Origin of the sequence: Bradyrhizobium sp. B117 (assembly GCF_038969555.1) — a bacterium.
Taxonomy (GTDB): Bacteria; Pseudomonadota; Alphaproteobacteria; order Rhizobiales; family Xanthobacteraceae; genus Bradyrhizobium.
This window is the reverse complement of sequence record NZ_CP152414.1, coordinates 5575303-5600558: the sequence shown is the minus strand read 5'-3', so window position 1 is coordinate 5600558 and position 25256 is coordinate 5575303. Positions and strand designations below refer to the sequence as shown.

Genomic DNA, 25256 nt, shown 5'->3' with positions numbered 1-25256 from the left:
GATAGCCGTCCGTGGACTGATGGGTTTCGCTTCGCTCTACCCATCCTACGGCACTAACCGCCGTCATCCGCCGCAAGCCGCAAAAACTGCCGCCTCATCGCGCTGACCCTGGCGACATAGCTTGCGGCGAGGTGATCGCCGCACCGCTCGCCGGGCAGAATCTGAAACCTGCGGCGCGCATAGGCCGTGGCGGGTCCTGCGCCGCAAAGATGAATGAAGGCGGCCAGATCCTGCTTCTGCCGGGCGCTTGCCTTCACATCGCCCGCGAGGGCGAGAACCAGCGCAACATTGCGGTCCAGATACACCGACGCCAGCTCGATGGCGTGGCTCGGGATCGCGCGAATGTAGAGGGACGCGGACCCGCAACCGGTCTCCATGACCGCGTTGCCGCGGACACAGAACCGTGCGGCTTCGCCGAGGGCCGGATCGGTCATCTGGAAGAGGCCGACCGCGCTGGAGGCGGGCCGGTAGATCGCCAGCGGATTGAAACTCCACCGCCAGCGCCAGTAGGTGCGCGCCACCGGATTGCCGGAGCTCTCGACTTGCGCCAGCGCGGCCAGTAATTCCGGCGTGATCGTTGCCGTGGAGTAGGTGCGGAAGAGGGGGCCGTAGTGACGCCAGGTCTCGGATGGATCCTTGTCGAGGGAATTGCCGACGAAGACGAAGAGTTCGGTGGGCTTGCGGATGATGTGGTAGGCGATGTTTAGGAGGGCGAGAGACGCGAGCAGGATAGCCAGGCCGGCTGCGATCCGAACCATCCGTGGTGCGCGCGAGAACGTCTTTCGTGCCCACCGGGCGCGTCGCCTAACCCTGCGCAGGCGAGGGAGGAGTGGACGATTGGAAGCGGACATTCTGGCTGACTGTGCGGGTTCTGGGCTGGCGCAGCGGCAGGGCTAACCGCACTGCGCCCAAAAAATGTCATATCGCAGATGTGAATTACGCCACAGACGGCGGCCGTTCAGTCTGTTTATCTGCCGCTAACCGGCCTCTCGTGCGCGCGTTTGGCATTGCGCATCTGGCGCCTTCGCATTTCGAAATTTCTGGGTGATCGCTATGGGCGTTTTTCATCGCACCGCCATGCTTTGCAGCTGGTTCATCGAGTCCACCATGAGCGGGTGTACCGAGAGATTTCGTGTGCGTTGAACTGGGCGCACAGAGATTTTCCCGAGGCCCCGCCGGTGACAGACGGGGCTTTTTCATGTTCGCAAGCTACCCATTCCGCCCGGCGGCGCCTTCGCGAGAAGGAGGCAGGGTCGTGTGGGAGTATTTTGGACCCGATTTCGCTTTCGACGTGGTCAAGGGGGTGGTCGCTGGAATCGCCTCGTTGGCATTTCAGGTCGTCGCACCGCGGACCTTTCGTGCCGCAAAGCAGTTTCGCGCGCGCTGGGTTGCGAGGAAAGCGGCGAGGCGAGCTGCACGACAAGCGCGTCGAGATGCGGTGGCGAATGATGAGGGGTGAGAAGCGAGTGGCCCGGATGGAGTGTGAGCGACATCCGGGCTACGCTTGCTGGGACCTCAGGGAGATGGAGCCGATAAAACGTACGTCCATACTGCTGTCGATGATCCGTCATCGCCTCGTCGTCGACCCAGATCGAGGGCTAGTCAAAGCTCAACCAAAGAGCGATGAGCGCGTAGGATGGGTAGAGCGGAGCAAAATTCGTCAACAGTTGTGGTGTCATGATGGGTTTCGCAAGGGCTCAACCCAGCCTACGGGCTTCCGCCTTCTCGTCGAGCTACGGCGGACAGGTCGCTTCACCCATTCTGCGAGTTGCATGTTGGCCATCGGACTAAGCCTAGAAGCTGGCGCCTGACGCAATCAGTATTGCGCCGCTGGCCATCAGAAGAATCCCCGGCCAGTTCGATCCGATTCCAAGGAATCCCAAGCCCCGGCGCGGCGGTTCCAGCGTGTCGCGAACCTTCCGAGGCGAATCCCGACCGCTCAGTGGTCCCCGCCAAATCGTGGCGCGTGCCATGTACAGAAGTCCGCCAAAGATGAGCAGTGCGCCAAGTCCCGTCAGGAACATTTTCGCCTCTCAACTCGTCAATGCCGCCCACTACCTGAGTCAGCGTATCTCAAAACAATGGTGGGCGATTGGTTCCGCCGCCAGCTCTTCCGGCTGCATCTGGTTGGCAGACCTGAAGCTAACACCGAAAATATTGTGGGCGGAGGATTTAACCCTCCGCCCATCGAAATGTCAGTTGTTTGTGTGGTGATCCTAGTTTGTCACGCTCACGAACACCCCGTCGTGGACCCGCAAGTATCGCACTTCATGCAGGTGCCATTCCGCACCAGCGTGAAGTTGCCGCATTCCGAGCACATCTCGCCCTCGTAGCCCTTGGCCTTGGCTTCCGCGCGGCGCTCGGCCTTGCTAGGAGCCGCGATCGTCGCGGCGCTGCCGGCCTTGCTCCACTGCAGTGCCTCGAGCTTCTCGGTTGGCGAGAGGTCGTGGCTGGCTTCCTGCTTCAGGGCGACGGCGCCTTCGATGGCGTCGCCGGCGCGGGCGCTTGCGCCGTGAGCGGCGAGGGCGGTGACCTTGCTGCCGCCGGATGGCGCGCTGTCGTTGCCTTGGGCGACTGCGGCGCTGCCGCCGCGCATCACGACGAGGTTGTCGGTCCGCGAGCGGGTGAGGCCGCGCGAGACCAGCTTGGTCGCGTGCTGGGTCTCGTCTGGCTCCTTGCCTTCCTCGACGCCCTTGCCGAGCGCGTCGAAGTTCGACTCGGTCGGATCGACGTGGGCGAGATCGAAGCGCGACATGTAGCTCACCGCCAGCTCGCGGAAGACGTAGTCGAGGATCGAGGTCGCGTACTTGATGCTGTCGTTGCCCTGCACGGGGCCCGCCGGCTCGAAGCGGGTGAAGGTGAAGGCGTCGACATACTCGTCCAGCGGCACGCCGTATTGCAGACCGAGGGAGACCGCGATCGCAAAATTGTTGATGAAGGAGCGGAGCGCTGCGCCTTCCTTGTGCATGTCGATGAAGATCTCGCCGAGACGGCCGTCGTCATACTCGCCGGTGCGCAGGTAGACCTTGTGGCCGCCGACGACCGCCTTCTGGGTGTAGCCCTTGCGTCGGTCAGGCATCTTCTCGCGCTCGCGCATCACGATGATGCGCTCGACCAGCTTCTCGACGATCTTCTCCGAGACCTGGGTCGCGCGTGCGGCCATCGGCTTCTCGTAGAGCGTCTCGACCGCATCGTCCTCGTCCTCATCGTCGCTGATGAGCTGCGAGTTGAGCGGCTGGGACAGCTTCGAGCCGTCGCGATAGAGCGCGTTGGCCTTCAGCGCCAGCTTCCACGACAGCATGTAGGCGGACTTGCAGTCCTCCACCGTGGCGTCGTTCGGCATGTTGATGGTCTTGGAGATCGCACCCGAGATGAAGGGCTGCGCCGCCGCCATCATGCGGATGTGGCTCTCGACCGACAGGTAGCGCTTGCCGATCTTGCCGCAGGGGTTGGCGCAATCGAACACCGGATAGTGCTCGGCCTTGAGGTGCGGGGCACCTTCGACCGTCATCGCGCCGCAGATGTGGACGTTGGCCGCCTCGATCTCGCGCTTGGTGAAGCCGACGGCCTGGAGCAGGTCGAAGCCGGGGGCGGCAATGGCTTCAGCGCCGATGCCGAGCTGGTCGCGGATGAAATCTTCGCCAAAGGTCCACTTGTTGAAGGCGAACTTGATGTCGAAGGCGGTCGGCAGGGCCTTCTCGACCTTGGCGATGGCTTCATCGGTGAAGCCCTTGGCCTTCAGCGTCGAGGCGTTGATGCCGGGCGCGTTGGAGAGCGAGCCGTGGCCGACGGCGTAGGCCTCGATCTCCGCGATCTCGCTCTCGCGATAGCCGAGCGCGCGCAGCGCGGACGGCACCGCACGGTTGATGATCTTGAAGTAGCCGCCGCCGGCCAGCTTCTTGAACTTCACCAGCGCGAAGTCGGGCTCGATGCCGGTGGTGTCGCAATCCATCACCAGGCCGATCGTACCCGTGGGCGCGATCACCGTGGTCTGGGCGTTGCGATAGCCGTGCTTCTCGCCGAGTTCGAGCGCCGCATCCCAGGCCGCCATCGCACGTGTGACGATGTCGGCTTGCGGGCACGAGGCGTGGTCGAGCGGCACCGGGTTGACGCTGAGCGCCTCGTAGCCGGAGGCTTCGCCATGGGCGGCACGGCGGTGGTTGCGGATGACGCGTAGCATGTGCGCGGCGTTCTTCTTGTAGCCCGGGAAGGTGCCGAGCTCAGCCGCGATCTCGGCGGAGGTCTTGTAGGTGATGCCGGTCATCACAGCGGTCAGCGCGCCGCAGAGGGCACGGCCTTCCTTGGAGTCATAAGACAGACCCATGGTCATCAGGAGGCCGCCGATATTGGCGTAGCCGAGGCCAAGCGTGCGGAACTCGTAGGAGAGCTCGGCGATCGCGCGCGAGGGGAACTGCGCCATCATGACGGAGATTTCGAGCACGATGGTCCAGAGCTGGCAGAGGTGCTCGTAGCCGGCGACGTCGAACTGCTTGGTCGTGGTATTGTAGAAGGTGAGCAGGTTCGCCGAGGCGAGGTTGCACGCCGTGTCGTCCAGGAACATGTATTCCGAGCACGGATTGGACGCGCGGATGTCGCCGGATGCCTTGCAGGTGTGCCAGTCGTTCATGGTGGTGTTGAAGTGCAGGCCCGGGTCGGCCGACGCCCAGGCGGCGTAGCCGATCTTCTCCCAGAGGTCGCGCGCCTTCAGCGTCTTCGTCACCTTCTTCGAGGTGCGGGCATTGAGATTCCAGTCGCCATCCGTTTCCACGGCGCGCAGGAAGTCGTCCTTCAGCGAGACCGAGTTGTTGGAGTTCTGGCCGGAGACGGTGAGGTAGGCTTCGCTATCCCAGTCGGTGTCGTAGGTGTCGAACTGGATGTCCTTGTAGCCTTGCTTGGCAAACTGGATGACGCGCTTGATGTAATTGTCGGGCACGAGGCTGCGGCGCGCGAGCTTGATCTCGCGGCGGAGCGCCGGGTTCTTCTCGGGGTCGAAGCAATCGTCGCCCGAGCCTTCGCAGTTCACGCAGGCCTTCAGCACCGCCTTGAGGTGCTTCTGGTTGATCTTGGATCCCGTGACGAGCGCTGCGACCTTCTGCTCCTCCTTCACCTTCCAGTCGATATAGGTCTCGATATCGGGGTGATCGACGTCGACGACGACCATCTTGGCCGCGCGGCGCGTGGTGCCGCCCGACTTGATCGCGCCGGCGGCGCGGTCGCCGATCTTGAGGAAGCTCATCAGGCCGGACGAGCGGCCGCCGCCCGACAGCTTCTCACCCTCGCCGCGCAGGCGCGAGAAGTTGGAGCCGGTGCCGGAGCCGTATTTGAACAGGCGGGCTTCGCGGACCCAGAGGTCCATGATGCCGCCCTCGTTGACGAGGTCGTCACCGACGCCCTGGATGAAGCAGGCATGCGGCTGCGGGTGCTCATAGGCCGACTTGGACTTGGTCAGCTTGCCGGTGAAGGGGTCGACGTAATAGTGGCCCTGGCCGGGGCCGTCGATGCCATAGGCCCAATGCAGACCGGTGTTGAACCATTGCGGCGAGTTCGGCGCGACCATCTGCATGGCGAGCATGTAGCGGAGCTCGTCGTAGAAGGCCTGAGCGTCCTCGTCCGAGGTGAAGTAGCCGCCCTTCCAGCCCCAATAGGTCCAGCAGCCGGCGAGGCGGTCGAACACCTGCTTGGCGCTGAGCTCGCTGACGAAGCGCTCTTTCTCGGGCAGCTGGCTAAGGGCCTCAGTGTCGGGCACGGAGCGCCACAGGAAGGAGGGGACGGACTCCTCCTCGACCTTCTTCAGGCGCGCGGCGACGCCCGCTTTCCGGAAATATTTCTGGGCCAGCACGTCGGAGGCGACCTGCGACCATTCGGTCGGGATCTCGACGTTATCCAGCTTGAACACGACCGAGCCGTCGGGATTGCGAATCTCCGACGTGGTCAGCCGGAACTCGATCCCGGCGTAAGGTGACTGTCCCGAAGTGGTGTGGCGCCGCTCAATCCGCATTGTCTTGCCCCGTCCTTATCTTTGACCGGATCCGCTCCTCGTTGGAAGCGTGCCGGGTCGTCATTTCTCTCTCGCGCTTCCTCACAGGGCCACCGGCCCAAAGGCTTCGCAGTTCAGCCGGTGGAGTCCGGCCCAGTTTCTCCCGGCGCGATGGCTCGATGCGTGCATCGATCATCCCGCCGGCATGTCCAGGCCCATCCGCCCCAACGGGATGAGCCCGACATGCGTTCAACGCCCCACAACGTCACTTCTTCAACCGATGCCATCCGAGCCTTTTGCCGGCCCGTTCTGGCGCCCGAAAAGTCCGCTTCTTGAGGGCAGACAAGCCCTCATTCCGCAGCCTTTGGCCGGCTGGCGGAGCTAAGATTTGCGAGACCCTTTGGGGGAGTGCCGGCGGGACGCAAACTCACTCGCGCCGAACGGGCCGAAAGCTAGGACTCTCCGTTGCGCCCGTCAAGAACTAGTGCGAGTTCCTGAATCAAATACTAAATATGGTGGATTGCGGGGGATAACAGGGGGCAAGCCCGCGCCTGTTGTTGAGCCAAGTATCAGTGAGTCCTCAGGGATTCCCAACCGAAAAAATTTGTCTTCCGTGGCGATACGGACCCTTCATCCCGCTGTTCACAGGGCAGGTATATTTTTCGGGACCGGGATTGCGTCAGCAGGACTCACGTATCGTTACGGAAGGTGAGGGCAGGCATGCCCGCCGAGGTGGTGGTGGAGGGGGCGAATCCGGGCCAAGCTGACCTCGATTTTGCCGGATTGCCCACATGCTTGATTCGACTCGCCGGGATACGCGGCCGCGTATCGCCCCGGCCGGCCTGATGTTCCTCGCGATCACCTCGATCGGCTGGGGCTTCAATTGGCCGGTGACGAAATTCCTCCTCGCCGAGCTGCCGCCACTGACCCTGCGCGGGGTGACCGGCGTGCTGGGCGCGCTGCTGCTCGCGGCGCTGGCGCTGATCCGCCGGCAGCGCCTGAAGGTCGAGCCCGCGATCTGGCCGCGCCTGCTCACGGCCGCCGTGCTCAACGTCACCGGCTGGATGGTGCTGATGGGCCTCGCGCTGCTCTGGCTGCCGGCGAGCGAGGCGGCGCTGATCGCCTACACCATGCCGGTGTGGGCCTCGATCATCGCCTGGCCGGTGCTGGGCGAGCGGCCGACGGTGCTGCGCACGCTGGGGCTGGTGATGGCCTTTGCCGGCCTTGCCTCGATCATGGGCGGCAACGGCATCGCCGCGAGCGCGGAGAAGCTGCCCGGCATCGTCATGGCGCTCGCCGGCGCGTTCGGCTTTGCCGTCGGCACGGTATTCTCGAAGAAGTATCCGATCCATCTGCCGCCGATCACGGCTGCGGCCTGGCAGATCGGGATCGGCTGCCTGCCGATCTCGGTCATCGGCCTCCTGGTCGAGACCTCGCATCTGGACAAGGTGACGCCGGTCGGCTGGTGGCTGCTGCTCTATTCGACCGTGGTGCAGTTCTGCATCGCCTATGTCAGCTGGTTCGCCGCGCTCGCACGATTGCCGGCGTCGGTCGCCGCGATCGGGACGATGGCGGTGCCGGTGATCGGCGTCGTCGCCTCTGCGATCGCGCTGCACGAGCCGCTCGGGGCAGGGCAGATCGCCGGGTTGATCTTCACGCTGGCCGCGGTGCTACTGGCGACGCGCTAGGGCGCCGTGGCATGTAGGATGGGTAGAGCGAAGCGAAACCCATCATCGTCGCCGTTACATTCATTGATGGGTTTCGCTTCGCTCTACCCATCCTACAAATCAACTCGCCGTCATCCCGCCGTTCAGTGCCTTCCGGATCATCTCGGCGAGCGTGTTTCGCCGATAGGGTTTTGTCAGCAGCAGCACGCCGTCGTCGAGCTTGCCGTGGTGGACGATGGCGTTGTCGGTGTAGCCGGAGGTGTAGAGCACTTTCACGCCAGGGCGTAGCGTTGCCACCTTCTCGGCGAGCTCGCGCCCGCTGATGCCGCCGGGGATGACGACGTCGGTGAAAAGGAGGTCGAAGGCCTGGCCGGCCTCGATCAATTCCAGTGCGGCCTTGCTGTCCGCAGCGGCGACGGTCTTGTAGCCGAGGCTCTGCAATTGCGCGGTGACGAAGTTGCGCACCAGCGGATCGTCCTCGACCACGAAAATGGTCTCGGCGCCGCCTTCGGCTTGCGGCACCGCGGCGGCGGCCGCATCGCTCGTGCCGTCACCCGGCGGTAGATAGAGCTTGATCGTGGTGCCGTGGCCCGGCTCGCTGTAGATCTTGATGTGGCCGCCGGACTGCTTGACGAAGCCATAGACCATGGAGAGGCCGAGGCCAGAGCCTTTGCCGACCTCCTTGGTGGTGAAGAACGGCTCGAATGCCTTCTGCTGGATGTCGGATGACATGCCGGTGCCGGTGTCGCTGACCGCGAGCATCACGTAAGGGCCGGGCACGACCTCGGCATTGGCCTGCGCATAGGCCTCGTCCAGCACGACGCGATGGGTCTCCAGCAGCAATTTGCCGCCGTTCGGCATGGCGTCGCGGGCGTTGATCGCCATGTTGAGCACGGCGTTGGTGAGCCGGGACGGATCGATATGTGCGGTCATCTGTCCCTGTTCCAGCACGGTCTCGATCTGGATTTGCTCGCCGAGGGTGGGGCGCAAGAGCTTGGCGATGTCGGTGATCGCCGCGTTGATCTCGACGTTGCGCGGCTGGAGCGGCTGCTTGCGCGCGAAGGCGAGCAGGTGCTGGATCAGCTCGGCGCAGCGCTCGGCGGCATCGTCGATCAGGCGCGCCACGCGCTGGAGCTCCGGCTGTTGCTTCAGGCTCGCCACCAACGTCTCGGTGTTGCCGGAGATCACGGTCAGCATGTTGTTGAAGTCGTGCGCGACGCCGCCGGTCAGCTTGCCGATGGCGTCCAGCTTCTGCGACTGGTGCAGCTGCCGTTCGGTGTCGCGCGTGGTGGTCGCGTCGTGATAGACCAGCACCGCGCCGGAAATGTCGCCTTGCCCGTCCAGCATCGGCCGGCCGCTGATCATGAGGTGGCGCGATGGACTGCCGTTGTGCGGGCGGACGATCATCTCGATGGCCTCGAAATGCTCGCCGCGCAGCACGCGCCTCGACGGCAGCTCGTCGGCCTGCAGCGGCGTGATGCCGTCGCCGTGAAACACATCCGACAGCGCGCGTAGATTGCGCAGGTTCATGCCGGCCCGGTGCAGCAGCATGTGCTCGGCCGCCGGATTGGACAACAGGACATTGCCCTCGGTGTCTATGACCAGCACCGCCTCCGCCATGCTGCGAAAGGTGCTCTGGAGCACGTTGACCGACAGGCGCAGCTCGTCATGCGCGGTGACCAGATGCTCGGTGCGCTCGGCGACCGCCGCCTCGAGCTGTTCGTTGGCGGCGGTGGCTTCGTCGAGCGTGCTCTTGAGCGCGCTCTGGGCGCGGTGGCTCTCGCGCATCACCATCAGCACGAGGAGCAGGATCACCAGCGCACCGGCGACGTCGATGCCGAGCAGCACGATGCCGGTGCGGCGCGAATCCTGGGAGCGCGCGGTCAGCAGCCGTTCTTCTTCCGCGCTCAGCTGGTCGAGATTGCCCATCACCGTGTCCATGAGGCCGCGGCCCTCACCCTTGCCCTGGAGCGCGGCAATGCCGGCCTCGTCGTTCGCTGCGCGCAGCCGCATCGCCGCGGCGGCGACCTCCATCCGGCGCAGCGCCAGCGGCTCGGTGCCCTCCAGCAGCGCGACCTGGTCCGGGTTGTCGCGCACGTCGCGCTTGAGGCTCGCGAGCGCCGGCGCGATCTGGGCGTGGGCGGCCTCGAACTCGTCGCTGAAGGCCTGGTTGCGATAGATTTCGTAGCCGCGCGCGGCGCTCTCGGCGCGGCGCAGCAGCACGCGCAGGTCGGAGATCTTCTTCAGGACCTGGACGGTGTGACTGACCCAGATGGTATCGGACCGCGACTTGACGTCGAGGGCGATCGAGGCGGCGGTGATGATCAGGAGGATGGCGAGTCCAGCACCGAGAATGACGCGTTGCGTTGGGATCAAGGTGCTTCTTTCTGATCCTTCGGCAAGGCCGCCGCGCCGAGGCATTCCCGGATCGTGGTCAGCAGCGCGTCGGGCGTGAACGGCTTGCGCAGGCAGCGCGTCGCACCGAGCTCCAGCGCCATGCGGAGGAAATCGGGCGAGGGCGAGGCGGACGATGCGAAGGCGTAGCCGGACATCGCGATCAGCGGCACGGACGGCGCGCGCTCGTGAAAGATGCGGATGGACTCGAAGCCGCGCATATGCGGCATGAAGATGTCGACCAGCATCACGTCATAGGCCTGCGCTTCCAGCGCGGCCAGTCCCGTTTCGCCGCCGTCGGCCAGCGTGACGTCGAAGCCCTGACGTTGGAGGAGGACCTCGATGGTCGCGCCGACCATCGGATCGTCATCTACCACGAGGATACGCGGCATGACACTTCCCAGCAAATCGAAGTCCCCATCGGTATTTGTGATATCCGCGAATCGTGGGTCGGGTCAATTTTGGATTGGAGCGATGTAGATATGCACGGCGTGGTGCATAGGCAGTCCAGCGGGTTCCATCGGGTCGACACCGGGCATCGGCGTTTCACTGACGTCCGTCGACCGGAGGCAATTCGGGACGCGAATTGTGACAAGGTTCGACGAAAGCTTGAGGCAAGGTGTCGGGACCTGTCACGCCGCGTACAAACCGCAGATTCCATTCAAGCCCGCCTCGAGGCGCACTCCGAGGCCTTCCTTCGCGACCTCCGCGTTCAATGTTGGCGAATGATCCGCCCGCGATATGGATTTGCAGAGGAGGTGCAAGCAACCTTGGTTGAGCTTGTACCCATGGAGCAGCTCTTCGCCTGATTAGTAGGCAGCGACTTCGATATCCGTTTGAAAACGGAGATTTGACCGACGTCGAGCGTCGCTCACCTCATTGGGTGAGGCATCCTGCCGCGAGTCGCCATATCATCATATTGCTTCCTTAGATTGCACGAGCAGTTGTTGGCACCCGGCGGCCCTCGGGCGGGGGGTACTGTGAATTTCTCCAGTGGCAAGATCGAGAAGATCCTCGACCTCATTTACGACGCTGCGGCGGAGAACGCGCTCTGGCCGCATGTGCTCACGGCGATCGCCGATCTGACGCGCAGCGAGGGCGGCATTCTGTTCGGTCAGTCCCTCACCGCAGAGCGGGTCTATTTCGATTTCAACGGCCGCCTCAACGAGGAATGCAACCGCACCTATCAGGAGCGGCATATGCAGAATCCGTGGTCCCAATACATGGAAAACCAGCCCGTTGGCCGGCTGGTGCTGTCCGACGAAGCCATCTCGCTAGGAGAGCTGCAGTCGTCCGCGTTCTATGACGAGGTCCTGCGGCCGCAGGAGATCGGCCACAACGGAATGATGGCGCTTGCGGCGCGCGACGATTTTCGTGCCGCCTTCAATATGTGTCGCAGCGCGCGGCTGGGGCCGTTCGATCCCGACGAGCAGCGGCTGCTGGAATGGCTGGCTCCGCATCTGTGCCGGTCGGTGACGCTCGGATTCCGGATCGACGGCTATCTGGCCATGCAGCAAGCTGCATTCAATGTCCTCGACCGGCTTGCCGACGGCGTCGCCGTGCTCGACCGCAGGGCGCGGGTGCTGTTTGCCAACGGTGCCGCCCGCCGCATGGCGGAGGAGGGCGTGCTGCGTCTGCATCAATCAGTCGGGACGCATTCGCCCGCACCTTCGCAGCGGCTGAGCGAGCTGATCCGCGCCGCGCTCCAGGGCGGGGCCGGCGGCACCATGAGCCTGCCGCGCCCTCTCGACGGCCGCCTGCTGACCATTCTGGTCTCCGCGATCCGGAGCAAGGATCTCGGTCGGCTATCGGATGCCGGTGTGAAGGATGCCGCCGTACTGCTGTTCGTCATCGATCCCGCCAACCGGCGATCGATCCCGCTCGGGCAGATCATGGACGCCTATGGCCTGACGCATGCCGAGGCGCGGGTGGCCCTTGCGGCCTCGTCAGGGAATACGGTCCTGGAGACCGCGCAATCGCTGAAGCTGTCGCCCAACACCATCAAGACGCATCTGCGTCGCGTCTTCGCCAAGACGGGCACCGGCCGCCAGGCTGAGCTTGCCGGCTTGATCGCGGCAATCGGCAGCGTGCGGATCGGGGAAACGGACCACGGACAGTGACGGCTTCGGCGCCGGATGAGCTTGCGGAGTCCGACCGGCTCGGAAAAGCGTGGGCGGCGCCGGTCGTTCACCGGCACCGCCCACTCATCGCGTCGTTCAGGTCGCCTTACGGGCAGGGATGACGCTGGCCATCATAGCCAAGATACGTGCCCGAGGCCGGATCGTAAGACTTGTAGCGCTGCGCGCAATAAGCGGAGGAGTCGCCGCCGGTGTCGGGCACCACCGCGACTGACGGCTCATCATAGTAGGAGTCGCCGTAGTAATAGGGGTCATCGTAATAGCCGCCGCCGTAATAGGCGTAGGAGCCTAGGCCGCCGATCGCGGCGCCGGCCGCGAACCCCGGCCAGAAGCCGCCGCCACGATGATGCCAGCGGTTACCGCTCCAATTGCCGCCGCCGCCGTGCCAATTGCCGCCCGCAGCTGCGACCGGACGGCCGCCGCCAAACGTGGCTCCTGCGCCTGGACGCATGGCGACGCCGGCGCTCGGGCGCATGGCTGCGCCAGCCGCGAAACCGGCGCCACCGCCGGCGACCCGTGGACCAGCGGCGAAGCCGCCGCCCATGCGGGGGCCACCACCACCACCGAAGTGAGCACCGCCACCACCGCCGAAATGGGCTCCTCCGCCCCCACCCGCGGCCGGGCGGCCCTGGGCGAAGCTCGGGCTCGCCAACGGAAGCATCAACGCCACTGCCGCAGCGGCACTCAAAACCTTCAGACTGTTCATGATCAAACTCCTTTCCCGGAAAAGCCAACCCGATGAAACAGCGCTGGTTCCAGGGATCACGCTGGTGTGCGTGTGTGCAGCGAGCCTCTCACCTCGGCGCTGTACCCGGCATGAACGGATCACGACCGATTTGCGGCGGGGCCGGCGGGCCGGAGCACCCCGCATTTGTGGAGGGGACGGCCCCCGCCGGCCGAACTGGACATTTCGGCGTCCGGATGGCATCAGGGCCCCACGAAGCAGGGCCCTTGCCGCATGAAACAATTCCTTCTGAAGTTCTTTACCTGGTGGAATGGCCAGACCTTTGGCACCCAGCTCTGGACCAGCCGGTACGGCGAGCTGGTCGGTGAGGACGAGCAGGGCAACCGCTACTATCGCACCCGCGGCGGGGCGATCGATCCGACACTGGGCTTCGAGCGGCGCTGGGTGATCTATAACGGCTATGCCGAGGCGAGCCGCATCCCGCCGTCCTGGCACGGCTGGATCCATCACGTCGTCGACACCCCGCCGACCGCGACCAATTACCAGCCGCGCGAGTGGGAGAAGCCGCACCAGCCGAATCTCACCGGCACGGCCAAGGCCTACCGGCCCTCGGGTTCGACGCTTGCCAGCGGCCGCCGGCCGAAGGCGACCGGCGACTACCAGCCCTGGACCCCCGGCTAGTCGTCCGCCCCGACGCGAATCTTCATCATCAAGGGTGGATGCATCAGCATCCGCCTCACGCCGCTGTGGACAACGGGAACAGCGGGGATGGTGGTTGCGCCGTCGTTGCACCGGCGCGAGCGATGCGGCTCAATGGTCCCATCTTACGGAGATGGGAAACCATCGCGTTCGGTTCGGGCAACAGTTCGCGACTGTCCCGAGATGCAGCGGCCGCCGAGTAAGGACTCGATCGGGAGATAGGCCCCCGGTCTGGAAGTTCCGAAATCGCCCGATGTGAATGTGCGCCGCCGTAAGAAAGGAAAGGCCGCCTGGGAAACCGGGCGGCCTTTTTCTTTGATGGCAATTCTTCAGCCGGTTTGTGCGCCTCAGTCGTAACGCACCTTCGGGAAGAAGTCGCCGCGGCCTTCAGGCGTCATGTCGAGCAGGCCCCAGAGCGGATCGACCAGATCACCGGCGCGATGATGCTGCTTTGGCGCGGACGGCGCGAAGCTCATCTCCGAGCCCCAGAAGTGCCTAATCTTGCCATTCGCTTTCCTGAAGACATTGAAGATCGTCTCATCCCAATTCTGCCCCTCGGGAACGTTGTGCTGCGCGCGCATGCCCTTGGGGAATTTCGAGGTGTCGCCGAAGTAGTCCGCATCAAAGCTGTTGCCGGCAGTGGACAGCAGCGACAGATGTTCCCAACCGCGTTCGTGGGCCCAGGCGGCGAGGCGCGCGATCGGTGATTTCGCAACGATGTGAAGCGCGGCGCGCTCCCCGACATGCCGTGCGGCGCCGTCGAGCCCGTCAAGCAAATGGGTGCAGCCGGGGCAGGGCAGCTCGCGCTCCGGCCCATACATGAAGCTGTACAGGATCAGCGTGTCATGCGGGCCGAACAACTCCGACATCCTGACCTGTTCCGGCATGCTCGTTTTGCCGATGCGTTCGAAGACGTAATCTTGGGGCACCTCGCCGCCGAGCGGCAGCGCGCGACGCCTGGCGGAAACGGCCTCAATCTGAGCCCGGAGGGCAATCTCCTCATCCAGCAACGCGTTTCGCGCGGCACGATACTCGGTGCTTTCGTTGGGGTAGTCGAGATGCTCCATGATTGCGCTCCGGATGCTGTAAGTTTCGTGAGGACATAACTCGCCCCCCAAAACCTCAGTTCCACCACCGAAGGTGGAACGCCTGCGCCCCATGTGGATGTGTCGCCGCCGTGAAACAGGAAAGGCCGCTCGGGAAATCGAGCGGCTTTTTTCTTTGATCTGATTTCCTGTTCGTTGCTCGCTTCTCAGAAATGGAGATGCAGGGGTGGTGAGTTGCCGACGGGCATCATCTCGTAAGGCGGCTTCCAGCCTGGCAGTTCGGCGATGCGTCGGCGCCAGGCATCAATGGCCGGGAAGGCCGCGGCGAGATCGAAACCTGTCTCCTCCCTCGGATAGTACAAATAGCCGAGCAGCGAGAAATCGACGATCGTGGGCCGGTCGCCCAGCATGAAGCGGCGGTCTGAGAGATGTCTGTCGACAATCGAGAACGCGCTCTCGGTCCGCGCGCGCAGAAAAGCGAGCACGGCCGGATGGGCCGGCTCCGGCATGAAGCAGCGCTGATACCGGTGCGGCGCAAAATTCCCCGTGAATTTGTGGTTGTCGAACAGCAGCCAGCGCGCCGTCTCGAACCTCTCTTCGTGCGTCGGAGCGAACACGCCGTGAGTTTCGGCGAGCCACAGCAGGATCGCACCCGACTGGCTCATCTGCCGGCCGTCGATCTCCAGCACCGGGACTTCGCCCATGACGTTGGTTGCGGCCCGCCAGTCGGGGCTGCGGGTCTCACCGCCGGCGAAATCGACGCCGACCGGCTCCCAGTCGAGCCCGGCGCAGTTGAGGAATAGCGCGACCTTGAACGAATTGCCCGAAGCTCCCACACAGTGCAGCCGGTATCGCGCCATGGTCAGGTCCTCCTGTGCGCACCGACCGGAAACTGCCAAAGGGCGTGGCGGCCGCAGCCGGAGTGTCGCGACAGGCTCCTGACAGCGTCGTGTCAGCAGCGTCAGTTCGGGCGATGCTTCGCATCGCTCGAACGTGCTGCACAATGTCCGGGACGCAAGACCAAGGGCTACATCACCCTTTCGGCTGCGCGCTTCGCGGCTTCGAGCCGCCGCGCCTGCCATGGTGCGACCCGCTCCTTCATGAGCGCGAGCACCTCGGCCGGAGCCGTATCCGGCGAGCCGGCGTTGAAGGGGGGCGCGGGATTGTATTCGAGGCGGAGCTGCACGGCTTCCGCGGTGGTGCGATCGACCAGCAGCGATACCAGCTTCAAGGCGAAATCAATTCCTGCGGTGACGCCGCCGCCGGTGACGCGGTTGCGATCGACGCAGACGCGCGTCTTGGTGGGCGTCGCGCCGAACAGCGCCAGCATCTCCATCGCACTCCAATGGGTCGCGGCGTTGTAGCCCTTCAGGAGCCCGGCCGCGCCCAGCACCAGCGATCCCGTGCAGACCGAGGTGACGAATTTGGCGCTGGCGGCCTGCTTGCGCACGAAGTCGAGAGTCTCCTCGTCGTTGAGGAGCGCGTCGGTGCCGAAGCCGCCGGGAATGCAGATCACATCCAGTTGCGGGCAGTCGGCGAAGGTGATGGTCGGGGTCAGCATCAGCACGGAATCGCTCGGCACCGGGGCCAGCGTCTTCCAGATCAGGTGCACGGTCGCGCCGGGGACGGACGAAAACACCTGCAGCGGACCGGTGAAGTCGAGCTGGGTGACGTGCGGAAACACCAGCAGACCGATCTGGAGCGGAGACGACATGGGCAGGTCCTCCAAAGATAAGCTTGACGGACGCAGCCTCTCATGATGCCCTTCCGTCCAAAATGGCGTATTTCCCTCGCTTTCGGACATGAACCATGATCGGCATCCTGATCTTCCCCGACTTCCAACTGCTCGATGCGGCCGGCCCGATCTCGGTGTTCGAGATCGCCGCACGTGCCACCGGCAAGCCGCTCGCGCTTCGGGTGCTGGCGCTGAATGCTGGGCCGGTGCGCAGCTCATCGGGCGTCGAGATGATGGCGCGCGATTTCAAATCGGCGAATGCGATCACGACGCTAGTCGTGGCGGGCGGCGCGGGCGTGTCGGCTCCGGCGGGCTGTCCAGCGACGCTCGCTTTCGTGCGGCGGCTCGCCAAGCGCGGCGTTCGGGTCGCCAGCGTCTGCTCCGGCGCCTATGTGCTTGCGGAGGCCGGCCTGCTCGACAACCGCCGCGCCACCACGCATTGGGGCCGCACCCGCGAATTCGTCGCGCGCTATCCCAAGGTCAAGTTCGAGCCGGACCAGATCTTCACCCGCGACGGCAATGTCTGGACCTCGGCGGGCATCAGCGCCGGCATCGATCTCGCGCTCGCGATGGTCACCGAGGACCATGGCGAGGAGATCGCGCAAGCGACCGCGCGGCAGCTCGTGCTCTATCATCGTCGCAGCGGCGGCCAGTCGCAATTCTCCTCGCTGCTGGAATTGAAGACGCCGAACGGCCGCTTCGGCGCGCTGCTGTCCTGGGCTCGGGAAAACCTCGACGCGCCATTGACGGTGGAAGACCTCGCCGATCGCGCCGGCATGAGCGCGCGGCATTTTGCCCGCGCCTTTGCCGCGGAGACCGGCACGACGCCGTCGAAAGCGATCGAGCGGTTGCGGCTCGAGGTCGCGCGCGAGCGCGTGCAGTCCTCGCGCGAGGCGATCGAGCTCGTCGCGGAGGTGACCGGCTTCCGCGATCCCGAGCGGATGCGGCGCGCCTTCATCCGGGCCTTCGGCCAGCCGCCGCAGGCGCTGCGCCGCGCGGCGCGGGCGGGGTAGGGAAACTCACCTGGCACTCGAGCGTGGAGGCGACGATGAGCGGGATGGAGTACAGCAACGAGAACGCGAGGCGACTGCAAAGAATCTATCTCAAGCCTGATGTGACCGCCCAGCGTGCGGAGACAATCCGGCAGCTCGATCTGTCTGCCGGCGAGCGCGTTCTCGATATCGGATGCGGTCCCGGCTATCTCTGCGAAAGCATGGCGCAGATCGTCGGGCCCGGTGGCGCCGTCGTCGGTATCGATGTGTCCACCGACCTGATCGCGGCCTGCAACCGGCAGAAGGCTTCCGCCTGGATTTCATATGCCATCGGCAACGCGACGGCATTGGATCAAGCCGATGCATCGTTCGATGTCGTCGTGTGCACCCAGGTTGCCGAGTACGTGCCCGATGTCGACCGCGTCCTTGCCGAGACGTTTCGCGTCCTCAAGCCGGGTGGCCGCACGATTTTTGTCGCAACCGATTGGGACGCAGTGGTGTGGCATTCCGAATGCCCGGAACGAATGGCCGCGGTCATGACGTCATGGGAAGCGCACTGCGCCCACCCGCGTCTGCCGAGATCGATGGCCCGCAGACTGGTTGAGGCCGGATTTCACCTCGACGGCGCGTCGATCTTTCCCATCCTGAATTTGCGATACGACGACGACAGCTACAGCAAGGGGCTGGCCCAAGGCATTCGGGATTTCGTCGCCGGCAGGAGCGACGTTCCTGCCGATGATCTCTCAGCATGGCACAGCGAGTTCGAGCGTCTCGGCGCTGCGGGACACTACTTCTTCAGCACCAACCGCTATCTCTTCAGGGCCTCGAAGCCGGCTGCGACGGCGACATGAGCGCGTGCTAGCTCGTGCTGCCGGCCGCCGTCGCCCCGGACGTGCGTCCGCGCGCCGTCAATCGCCGCGCGATCGGCGTCAGCATGTACGGCGCCAGATGAATCGGAAACTGCGTCATCGCGAAATAGAGCCAGGTGGCGGGCGGCAGGGCGCCGGCGGTCGCCGCCAGCATCAGGCCGAGGTTGCGCTGTGACACCATCAGCCCGAGCGCCAGCGCGCGCTCATAGCCGACGCGGCGGAACAGCAGCGTGGTGACGGCGAGCAGCGTGAAGTAGATCGCGAAGGACAGAGCTGCAAGGCCGATCGTGAACACGGGCTGCGCCAGGAGGTCGCTGACGACATCGCTCATGACCGCTGTTGCGAAGATCCAGAGGATGATGATGTTGAAGCCGTCGATCGGCTTCTTGTGACGCTGGATCGCCTCCACGCCGAAGCCCCATCGGATGACGGTGGCGGCCAGCAGCGATGCCGTGAGGATGCCGAGCAGCTTCAGGCCCAGTGTGAGCGGCGAGATGGTGAGCATGTCGCCGAGGAAGAGGCCGGCGAACAATGACGCCGTGAAGGGCACGAGCGCGGTGGAGGTCACCAGCGTGATCAGCACGAGCGTGGCATCGAGACCCATCAGCGCGGCGAGGGCAGGCGAAGCCATCATCGGCGAGGCCATGCTCTGGAGCATCAAGGCGAGCGAAAGGCCGGGGACGCGCGCGGTCAGCCCGGTTGCATGGGCAATCAGCCCGACGATCAATGGCACGCCGATCGTGGTCCAGGCGGTGGCGGTCGCGACCAGCGCTGGCCGTCGCAGATGGCCGTACAGCGCGGCAAGGTCGACCCGCATGAAGGAGATGCAGAGCAGAACGAAGATCGCCTCGGTGACGTAGGGCCGCAGCAGCGCTCCGAGCGGCGGCACCGCGGCCGCGATGAAGACGACGGCAGCCACCGCACGCGTGCCCTGGCTGCCAAGCCAGGTGAGGGCGTGCAGGGGGACGGCGAGGAGAGATTTGAGGAGCGAGGACATCGGCGTCGTTGGTGCGTCGTGCTACGGGCCTACGGCATTCGCTCTACCCCAAAGCCTTGAGCCACGCGCCGATCTCGCTCACGGCGACATTGGCCTGCGGCAGCAGTTTGCCCATGGTGAAGAAGCCGTGGAACTGGCCGGCATAGTGCTTGGTGGTGACGGGCACGCCGGCTTGTTTCAGCCGCGCAGCATATTCATCGCCCTCGTCGCGTAAGGGATCGGCGCCGGCGGTCAGCACAAAAGCGGGCGGCAGGCCGGCAAGATTTTGCGCGCGTGCGGGCGAAGCGCGCCAATCGTGGATGTCGGCGGCGCCATTCAGATAATGATCGCGGAACCAGCGGATCACCGAATGGGTCAGCAGAACGCTGGTCTCGGGCTCGCTGTGCGAGCCGTGCGTCATGGCGAAATCGGTCGCGGGGTAGATCAAGACCTGGCCTGCGATCGCCAGGCCGCCGGCCTCGCGCGCGGCGAGCGCGACGACCGCGGCGAGGTTGCCGCCGGCGCTGTCGCCGCCGATCGCGAGGCGCGAGGCGTCGACGCCGAGCTCGCGCGCATTCGCGGCAATCCATTGGGTCGCGGCGATCGCGTCCTCGGCCGCGGCGGGAAACTTGTGCTCGGGCGCAAGGCGATAGTCGACCGAGATCACGATGAGGGCGCCGGCCTCAGCAAGCTGGCGGCAGACGACGTCGTGGGACTCGAGGTCGCCGATCACCCAGCCGCCGCCATGGAAGAACACAAGGGCCGGCGACAGCCCGTCGTTGCGGCGGCACGTAGAGGCGGGCCGGGATCGCGCCGTGCGGCGCCGGGATCGCGAGCTGCGTGATGTGGGCAAGCTCGGGCGGCTCGGGGTTGGTGGCAAAGCGGGCCTGCGCGTAATAGGCGCGAGCCTGCGGCGCGGTCAGGGTCTCGTAGGCGGGGCGCCCGGCCTCCCGAAAAGCCCTGTAGACGGCGGCGGCATCGGGATCGAGCACGACGGGCATGGGGAGTGGACCTCGGGAGGTTCTGGTTATGGTCGGACGTCGGGTATCGGGGGGTGCCCGCTCGGCCCCGGGAGAGGCGACCGAACTATCCCATCCGGTGGCGGGTCTGGCCAGCGGGCGGCGGGCAGGGCAGGGTTGCCGCCCTTTCCCCGCCGTATTCGGCGTGTTAACCCGGTAGCCTGCGAGCGGCGGTATCACCTGTAGAATGTCCAACAAGCCCGATTCGCTGTTGAAGCCGCGCGAGATGTTCAAAACCTTTACCCTGACAGGCCTTGCGGCGCTGCTGGCTGCCACCGCGCTGACGGTTGCGACGCCCGCTAAGGCGCAGATCGGCACGATCTTCTCCGATCCGCCGCCGCGGCCGCCGGGGGCGATTCCGCGCGGCCAGCCGCAGCCTCCGATGCCCGAAGACGACGATGAAGAGGTCCCCGCGCTGCCGCCGCAGGGCCGCGTTCTGCCGTCGCGTCCGATGCCGCCGCCGCCGGGCCGGCAGGGGAACGTGATGCCGGGGCCGGTCGAGAGCCAGCCGCTGGCGCCGCCACCGGGCTCCACCGTTGCCCCGCCGAACCAGCCGCCGTCCGTGGCGGTCGCGCCGCCCAATGCGCCGGGAGCCGCCCCGGGTGCGCCCGGTCAGCGCCAACCGCAGCAGAAGGGCGCGCCAGGCGGTGCGGTGCCGCAGACGCCGGCGAGCCTCCAGCCGGGCGACGAGGTCGTGACCGAGCCGCCCGCCCAGAAGATCGTGAACAAGAAGGCGACCTTCTCCGGCCTCGACAAGATCACCGGACGCATCATCAATTTCGACGAGGATATCGGCGAGACCGTCCAGTTCGGCGCGCTCAGGGTCAAGACCAACGCCTGCTACACGCGGCCGGCGACGGAAGCCGCCAACACCGACGCCTTCGTCGAGGTCGACGAGATCACCTTGCAGGGCGAGGTGAAGCGTATCTTCTCGGGCTGGATGTACGCGGCAAGCCCCGGCCTGCACGGCGTCGAGCACCCGATCTACGACATCTGGCTGACCGACTGCAAAGAGCCGCAACAGACCATCGCAACGGCGGCGCCCGATCCCGCGAGCAAGCCGGCCCCGCCACCGCCGCCGCCCGCGCAGAAGAAGGCCGCGCCCAAGCAGGTGCAGCAGCGTCCGCCGCAGCCTCTGCCGCCGGTGCAGCAACCGGCACCGCCGCCTCCGCCGCCGGAGCAGCGGCCAGGCCTGTTCGGTTTGCCGGGCTTCGGCCGCTAGTCCATCGTCTGATTATTGCCGTGAGGCGATGATCTCGAGCGCACGTGCGCCCGGGATCGCCTCACCCGGGGACAGCCTCAAGAAGTCGCCGGGCTCGCCGGCGAGCGCCTTGTCGAGCAGGCCGGTGTAGCGCCGCCGTGAGATCTCGACCGCGCCAAAGCTCTTCAGATGGTCGGTGACATATTGCGTGTCGAGCAGCTCGAAGCCGCCATGGATCAGCCGCGCGACAAGATGCACCAGCGCTACCTTCGAGGCATCGCGCGCGGTGTGGAACATGCTCTCGCCGAAGAAGGCGCGCCCGAGGCTCACGCCGTAGAGACCGCCGACGAGGTCGTCGCCCTGCCAGGCCTCGACGCTGTGGCAATGGCCGAGCTCGTAGAGGCCGCCATAGAGGTCGCGGATGCGCTTGTTGATCCAGGTGTCTTCGCGGCCCGCCTGCGGCGCGGCGCAGCCGGCGATCGTCGCCTTGAACGCCGTGTTGACGGTAACGCGTAACCCGTCCGAGCGCACGGTGCGGGCAAGGCGCGAGGCGACGCGAAAACCATCGAGCGGGATGACGCCGCGCAATTCCGGCTCGACCCAGAACAGGGTCGGATCGTCGGCGCTTTCCGCCATCGGGAAGATGCCGCAGGCATAGGCGCGCAGCAGCACGGCCGGCGTGATTTCAGACGAGGCGGAGTCGCGCGAAGTCATGAGGCAACAATAGCAGGATCGCAATTCGGTTGCGATGGGTGGCGGGCAGGTCAGCTCGCGGCGGCGCTGCTGGATTTGCCGGGCGCGTCAGGCACGCGGCGGAACCGCAGCACGATGCGGGTTCCGGAATGCGCAGGGTCGCGCTCGACGGAGGCATCCAGCTTGGAGGCCATCGCCGCGACGATGCGCTGGCCCATGCCGGTCGAGCGCGGATCGGCCTCGGCCTTGTCGCCGACGCCGTCATCGCTGATCGAGAGCAGCACGTCGTCGCCCTGCGAGGTCAGCTCGACATGGATCGGGCCGGCGCCATCGGGGTAGGCGTATTTCACCGCGTTCATCACCAGCTCGTTGACGATGATGCCGACGGCGACCGCACGGTCCGGGTCGATCTCGATCGGCTCGGCCTTCAGCGTCAGGCGCGACATCCGGTTGCCTTCGGCCGAGCGGCGGAGGTCCTCGAGCAGCGAGTCCAGATACTGGTTCAGCACCACGCTCTTGAGATCCTGCGAGGTGTAGAGGCGGCGGTGCACCTGCGCGACCGCGGCGACGCGGCCCATCGCATTGGTCAGCGCCGCCTTGACCTCTTCCTGCGCGGCGGAGCTCGCCTGGAGGTGCAAGAGCGAAGCGATGATCTGGAGCGAATTGCCGACGCGATGGTTGACCTCGCGGAGCAGCAGCTCGCGCTCGGCGGCGAGCGCGGCGTAGCGGTCGCGCGAGGCGTGGATCTCGGCTTCGGCTTCCTCGCGCGCCCGCTGCATCTCGGCCTGGCGCAGCGCGCCCTCGGCCGCGACGTGAAGCAGGGGGATGAAGTCGCCCTTGACGTCCTTGACGAGGTAATCGGCCGCGCCCGCCTTCAGCGCGGTCACCGCGATGGTGGAGTCCTGCGACGCCGTGACGAACACCACCGGCGGCGCGCCCGCTATCGCCATGATCTGCTCGAGCGTCTCCAGGCCATCGAGGCCCGGCATGTACTGGTCGAGCGCCACGACGTCGATGCCGCCCTCGGTCTCCGCGCGGCGGATGCGCTCGAGGCCTTCCTCGCCGCTTGCGGCATGAACGACCTTGTAGCCGCGCCGCGTCAGGCCGCGATCGACCAGGCGCGCCAGCGCGTCGTCGTCGTCGATATAGAGTAGTGTTGGCGTGCGCTGGTTCATGAGGCGGCGGGCGGGACCTGGATGACCGAGAAGAACAGGCCGAGCTGCCGGATGGCATTGGCGAAATTCTCGTAGTTGACGGGCTTGGTGATGTAGACGTTGCAGCCGAGCTCGTAGCAGCGCTTGATTTCCTGGCTGTCGTCGGTGGTGGTCAGCACCACCACGGGGGAGGCCTTCAGATATTTGTTCTCCTTGATCTGCCTCAGGATGTCGATACCGGTCATGTCGGGCAGGTTGAGATCGAGCAGGATCAGAAGCGCGTTGCCCTTCTGCACGAGACCGCTTCCGTCCGCGCCGAACAGGTGCTTCATCGCGTCGGTGCCATTCGGGAACGAGACGATCTCGTTGTTGACCCCTGAGCGGCGGATATTGCGCTCGATCAGCCGGGCGTGTCCCTCGTCGTCCTCGATCATGATGATGGTGACAGGCTGGGTCATCGATCTGCGTTCCGGTTGGTGACGTTCCAGGTGATGGGCAGCGTGATCGTGAAGGTGCTGCCCGCATTCAGTTCCGATGATACCGACATCGTGCCCCCGAGGCGGCGCACAAGTGCACGCACATGTGCAAGACCTATGCCCTGGCCGGGCTTGTCCTGGGTTCCCGCACGGCGGAACAGGTCGAAGATCCGCTGGTGATCCCTGGGGTCGATGCCGCGGCCGTTATCGCTGATTTCGAAGATAGCGTAGCCGAGCTTGGTGCGCCCGCGGATTCTGATCTCGCCGGGAACGCCAGTTTTGAGATATTTGATCGCGTTGTCGATCAGATTGGAGAAGATCTGCTCCAGCGCAAGGCGGTCGCTGACGAGATTCGGCAGGGGCTCGACATGGATCTCGGCATGCGCCTCGGCGGCCTGGTGCGCCAGCGTCGACACGATGGCCTCGATCAGCTCGCGCGTGTCGATCTTCTCCGGCTGGAATTCGCGGCGACCCTCGCGGGTCAGGTTGAGGATGGCCGAGATCAGCCGGTCCATCTTGGCAATCGACGATTTGATGAATCCGAGCGCCTCGGAAAAATCCGCCGATAATTGCTTGTCGGGGCCTTCGAGCGCGATCTCGCCGGCCGGCAGCGGCGGCCCGTCGGCGGGGATATGGGCGAGGCCGCTGATACGGCGGAAAATGTCGCCGCCGAGCTCTTCGAGCTCGCTGGTGAAGCCCATGATGTTGACGAGGGGCGAGCGCAGATCGTGGCTCACGATATAGGCAAAGCGCTGGATCTCGTCATTGGCTTCGCGCAAGTCGGCCGTGCGTTCGTCGACCACGGCCTCCAGGTTGACGTTCGCATCGCGCAGCCGCGTTTCGGCCTCGTCACGGGCACGGGCCGAGCGCCGCACCAGCCAGATCGAGATCAGGGTCAGCAGCACGACGAGGCCGGAGCCGATGCCGGTCATCGACGCGGCCAGCGTCTGGCTCCGGTCGGAGTTGGCGCTGCGGATCCGGAACAGCCGTTCCTCCTCGCGGATCATCGCGTTGGCGAGGTTGCTGATCGTGGTCGTGGTATTGCCGGCAGCGGCCTCGCGGACGAGCGCGGTGGCATCGTCGGGTCGGCCTTGCTTCACGAAATTCATCTCGCGCGAGAACTGGTCGAGCCGGGTCTCGATCGCCGCGCTCAGCTTCTCGAGGCTCTCCCGTTGCGCCGGATTGTCGCCGATCTGGCGCGTGAGCTTGTCGAGCGCGGGAATGATCGCCGCGACGGCCTTCTGGTGATCCGACAGGAAATCCGGTCCCTGCGTCAGGAGGAAACCGCGGGCGCCGCTTTCGGCGCGCCGGACTTCGAGCAGGAGGGCGTTGATCTGGTTCTCCGCCTCGATGGTGTGAAGCACCCATTTGGCGTCGTCGCGCGCCTTGTTGACGAGGTAGACCGAGCCGGCGCTGATCACGGTCAGCACCAAAAGGCCCGCCGCGAACAGCAGGATCTGCCAGAATGCGCGCCGTCGTTGGCCCTCGGCCGTCACGACGGTTTCACTCGCTCAGGTTCAACGGAATTCAAAACG

19 protein-coding genes and 1 pseudogene are annotated in these 25256 nt (G+C 65.4%); 6 read left to right on the top strand and 14 right to left on the bottom strand.

Annotated elements, in window-relative coordinates:
* Positions 1 to 53: 53 nt before the first annotated feature.
* Positions 54 to 851, bottom strand: coding sequence for a transglycosylase SLT domain-containing protein (locus tag AAFG16_RS27455; RefSeq protein WP_342730304.1), 798 nt, complete (start codon positions 849 to 851; stop codon positions 54 to 56).
* Positions 852 to 2230: 1379 nt separating this feature from the next.
* Positions 2231 to 5998 (bottom strand): vitamin B12-dependent ribonucleotide reductase, encoded by a 3768-nt coding sequence (locus AAFG16_RS27450; protein ID WP_283079483.1) that lies wholly within the window; start codon positions 5996 to 5998, stop codon positions 2231 to 2233.
* A 770-nt stretch (positions 5999 to 6768) separates the two neighbouring features.
* Here AAFG16_RS27450 and AAFG16_RS27445 point away from each other — a divergent pair.
* Complete coding sequence (locus AAFG16_RS27445; protein ID WP_342730301.1) at positions 6769 to 7665, top strand: DMT family transporter; 897 nt, start codon at positions 6769 to 6771, stop codon at positions 7663 to 7665.
* A gap of 99 nt (positions 7666 to 7764) precedes the next feature.
* Here the strand turns inward: AAFG16_RS27445 and AAFG16_RS27440 are convergent, their stop codons facing one another.
* Complete coding sequence (locus AAFG16_RS27440; RefSeq protein WP_342730299.1) at positions 7765 to 10020, bottom strand: CHASE3 domain-containing protein; 2256 nt, start codon at positions 10018 to 10020, stop codon at positions 7765 to 7767.
* Complete coding sequence (locus tag AAFG16_RS27435) at positions 10017 to 10430, bottom strand: response regulator (protein ID WP_283079480.1); 414 nt, start codon at positions 10428 to 10430, stop codon at positions 10017 to 10019. The genes AAFG16_RS27440 and AAFG16_RS27435 overlap by 4 nt, the downstream gene beginning before the upstream one ends.
* A gap of 588 nt (positions 10431 to 11018) precedes the next feature.
* Between AAFG16_RS27435 and AAFG16_RS27430 the strand changes: the two genes are divergently transcribed.
* The gene (locus AAFG16_RS27430) at positions 11019 to 12158 is read left to right on the top strand and encodes a LuxR C-terminal-related transcriptional regulator (RefSeq protein ID WP_342730297.1); all 1140 of its coding nucleotides are present in this window, start codon (positions 11019 to 11021) and stop codon (positions 12156 to 12158) included.
* A gap of 106 nt (positions 12159 to 12264) precedes the next feature.
* On the opposite strand, the gene AAFG16_RS27425 is transcribed toward AAFG16_RS27430, so the two are convergent.
* Positions 12265 to 12882 carry a BA14K family protein gene (locus AAFG16_RS27425; RefSeq protein WP_283079478.1) on the bottom strand — a complete coding sequence of 206 codons (618 nt, stop codon included), beginning with the start codon at positions 12880 to 12882 and terminating at the stop codon, positions 12265 to 12267.
* A gap of 252 nt (positions 12883 to 13134) precedes the next feature.
* Here AAFG16_RS27425 and AAFG16_RS27420 point away from each other — a divergent pair, with 252 nt between their 5' ends.
* Positions 13135 to 13542 (top strand): NADH:ubiquinone oxidoreductase subunit NDUFA12, encoded by a 408-nt coding sequence (locus AAFG16_RS27420; RefSeq protein WP_027557785.1) that lies wholly within the window; start codon positions 13135 to 13137, stop codon positions 13540 to 13542.
* Positions 13543 to 13907: 365 nt separating this feature from the next.
* Here AAFG16_RS27420 and AAFG16_RS27415 read toward each other — a convergent pair whose 3' ends face one another.
* The 3 genes from AAFG16_RS27415 to AAFG16_RS27405 all read right to left on the bottom strand — a co-directional run bounded on the left by AAFG16_RS27415 (position 13908) and on the right by AAFG16_RS27405 (position 16320).
* Positions 13908 to 14627: a DUF899 family protein gene (locus AAFG16_RS27415; protein ID WP_342730293.1), complete on the bottom strand. Its 720-nt coding sequence runs from the start codon at positions 14625 to 14627 to the stop codon at positions 13908 to 13910.
* A 185-nt stretch (positions 14628 to 14812) separates the two neighbouring features.
* Entirely contained in the window at positions 14813 to 15466 is a 654-nt protein-coding gene (locus tag AAFG16_RS27410; RefSeq protein WP_283079476.1) for a glutathione S-transferase, read from the bottom strand.
* Between the two features lie 167 nt (positions 15467 to 15633).
* The gene (locus tag AAFG16_RS27405) at positions 15634 to 16320 is read right to left on the bottom strand and encodes a DJ-1/PfpI family protein (RefSeq protein WP_342730291.1); all 687 of its coding nucleotides are present in this window, start codon (positions 16318 to 16320) and stop codon (positions 15634 to 15636) included.
* A gap of 95 nt (positions 16321 to 16415) precedes the next feature.
* Between AAFG16_RS27405 and AAFG16_RS27400 the strand changes: the two genes are divergently transcribed.
* Complete coding sequence (locus tag AAFG16_RS27400; protein WP_342730289.1) at positions 16416 to 17354, top strand: GlxA family transcriptional regulator; 939 nt, start codon at positions 16416 to 16418, stop codon at positions 17352 to 17354.
* A gap of 35 nt (positions 17355 to 17389) precedes the next feature.
* Positions 17390 to 18184 carry a methyltransferase domain-containing protein gene (locus AAFG16_RS27395; RefSeq protein ID WP_342730287.1) on the top strand — a complete coding sequence of 265 codons (795 nt, stop codon included), beginning with the start codon at positions 17390 to 17392 and terminating at the stop codon, positions 18182 to 18184.
* A 7-nt stretch (positions 18185 to 18191) separates the two neighbouring features.
* On the opposite strand, the gene AAFG16_RS27390 is transcribed toward AAFG16_RS27395, so the two are convergent.
* Entirely contained in the window at positions 18192 to 19199 is a 1008-nt protein-coding gene (locus AAFG16_RS27390; RefSeq protein ID WP_342730285.1) for a Na+-dependent transporter, read from the bottom strand.
* Positions 19200 to 19242: 43 nt separating this feature from the next.
* Positions 19243 to 20179 (bottom strand): annotated as a pseudogene (locus AAFG16_RS27385) (alpha/beta hydrolase).
* A gap of 205 nt (positions 20180 to 20384) precedes the next feature.
* Between AAFG16_RS27385 and AAFG16_RS27380 the strand changes: the two are divergent.
* Positions 20385 to 21419, top strand: a complete 1035-nt coding sequence (locus AAFG16_RS27380) for a DUF2155 domain-containing protein (protein WP_342730283.1) — start codon at positions 20385 to 20387, stop codon at positions 21417 to 21419.
* Between the two features lie 12 nt (positions 21420 to 21431).
* Here the strand turns inward: AAFG16_RS27380 and aat are convergent, their stop codons facing one another.
* The 4 genes from aat to AAFG16_RS27360 are packed head-to-tail and all read right to left on the bottom strand — an operon-like array spanning position 21432 to position 25217.
* Positions 21432 to 22112, bottom strand: coding sequence for a leucyl/phenylalanyl-tRNA--protein transferase (aat, locus tag AAFG16_RS27375; RefSeq protein ID WP_283079470.1), 681 nt, complete (start codon positions 22110 to 22112; stop codon positions 21432 to 21434).
* A gap of 50 nt (positions 22113 to 22162) precedes the next feature.
* Complete coding sequence (locus AAFG16_RS27370; RefSeq protein WP_342730280.1) at positions 22163 to 23266, bottom strand: histidine kinase dimerization/phosphoacceptor domain -containing protein; 1104 nt, start codon at positions 23264 to 23266, stop codon at positions 22163 to 22165.
* On the bottom strand, positions 23263 to 23703 hold the full coding sequence (locus AAFG16_RS27365; RefSeq protein ID WP_283079468.1) for a response regulator: 441 nt from the start codon (positions 23701 to 23703) through the stop codon (positions 23263 to 23265). The genes AAFG16_RS27370 and AAFG16_RS27365 overlap by 4 nt, the downstream gene beginning before the upstream one ends.
* Positions 23700 to 25217: a CHASE3 domain-containing protein gene (locus AAFG16_RS27360; protein WP_283079467.1), complete on the bottom strand. Its 1518-nt coding sequence runs from the start codon at positions 25215 to 25217 to the stop codon at positions 23700 to 23702. Before AAFG16_RS27360 ends, AAFG16_RS27365 begins: the two co-directional genes overlap by 4 nt.
* Positions 25218 to 25256: the final 39 nt, after the last annotated feature.

Excerpts from the sequence above, each read along its gene's own strand:
- AAFG16_RS27380 (WP_342730283.1), top strand. The coding sequence starts at position 20,385 with ATGTCCAACAAGCCCGATTCGCTGTTGAAGCCGCGCGAGATGTTCAAA.
- AAFG16_RS27450 (WP_283079483.1), bottom strand. The coding sequence starts at position 5,998 with ATGCGGATTGAGCGGCGCCACACCACTTCGGGACAGTCACCTTACGCC.
- AAFG16_RS27455 (WP_342730304.1), bottom strand. The coding sequence starts at position 851 with ATGTCCGCTTCCAATCGTCCACTCCTCCCTCGCCTGCGCAGGGTTAGG.
- AAFG16_RS27405 (WP_342730291.1), bottom strand. The coding sequence starts at position 16,320 with ATGTCGTCTCCGCTCCAGATCGGTCTGCTGGTGTTTCCGCACGTCACC.
- AAFG16_RS27370 (WP_342730280.1), bottom strand. The coding sequence starts at position 23,266 with ATGAACCAGCGCACGCCAACACTACTCTATATCGACGACGACGACGCG.
- AAFG16_RS27410 (WP_283079476.1), bottom strand. The coding sequence starts at position 15,466 with ATGGCGCGATACCGGCTGCACTGTGTGGGAGCTTCGGGCAATTCGTTC.
- AAFG16_RS27425 (WP_283079478.1), bottom strand. The coding sequence starts at position 12,882 with ATGAACAGTCTGAAGGTTTTGAGTGCCGCTGCGGCAGTGGCGTTGATG.
- AAFG16_RS27420 (WP_027557785.1), top strand. The coding sequence starts at position 13,135 with ATGAAACAATTCCTTCTGAAGTTCTTTACCTGGTGGAATGGCCAGACC.
- AAFG16_RS27365 (WP_283079468.1), bottom strand. The coding sequence starts at position 23,703 with ATGACCCAGCCTGTCACCATCATCATGATCGAGGACGACGAGGGACAC.
- AAFG16_RS27415 (WP_342730293.1), bottom strand. The coding sequence starts at position 14,627 with ATGGAGCATCTCGACTACCCCAACGAAAGCACCGAGTATCGTGCCGCG.
- AAFG16_RS27435 (WP_283079480.1), bottom strand. The coding sequence starts at position 10,430 with ATGCCGCGTATCCTCGTGGTAGATGACGATCCGATGGTCGGCGCGACC.
- AAFG16_RS27445 (WP_342730301.1), top strand. The coding sequence starts at position 6,769 with ATGCTTGATTCGACTCGCCGGGATACGCGGCCGCGTATCGCCCCGGCC.
- AAFG16_RS27400 (WP_342730289.1), top strand. The coding sequence starts at position 16,416 with ATGATCGGCATCCTGATCTTCCCCGACTTCCAACTGCTCGATGCGGCC.
- AAFG16_RS27395 (WP_342730287.1), top strand. The coding sequence starts at position 17,390 with ATGAGCGGGATGGAGTACAGCAACGAGAACGCGAGGCGACTGCAAAGA.
- AAFG16_RS27390 (WP_342730285.1), bottom strand. The coding sequence starts at position 19,199 with ATGTCCTCGCTCCTCAAATCTCTCCTCGCCGTCCCCCTGCACGCCCTC.
- aat (WP_283079470.1), bottom strand. The coding sequence starts at position 22,112 with ATGACTTCGCGCGACTCCGCCTCGTCTGAAATCACGCCGGCCGTGCTG.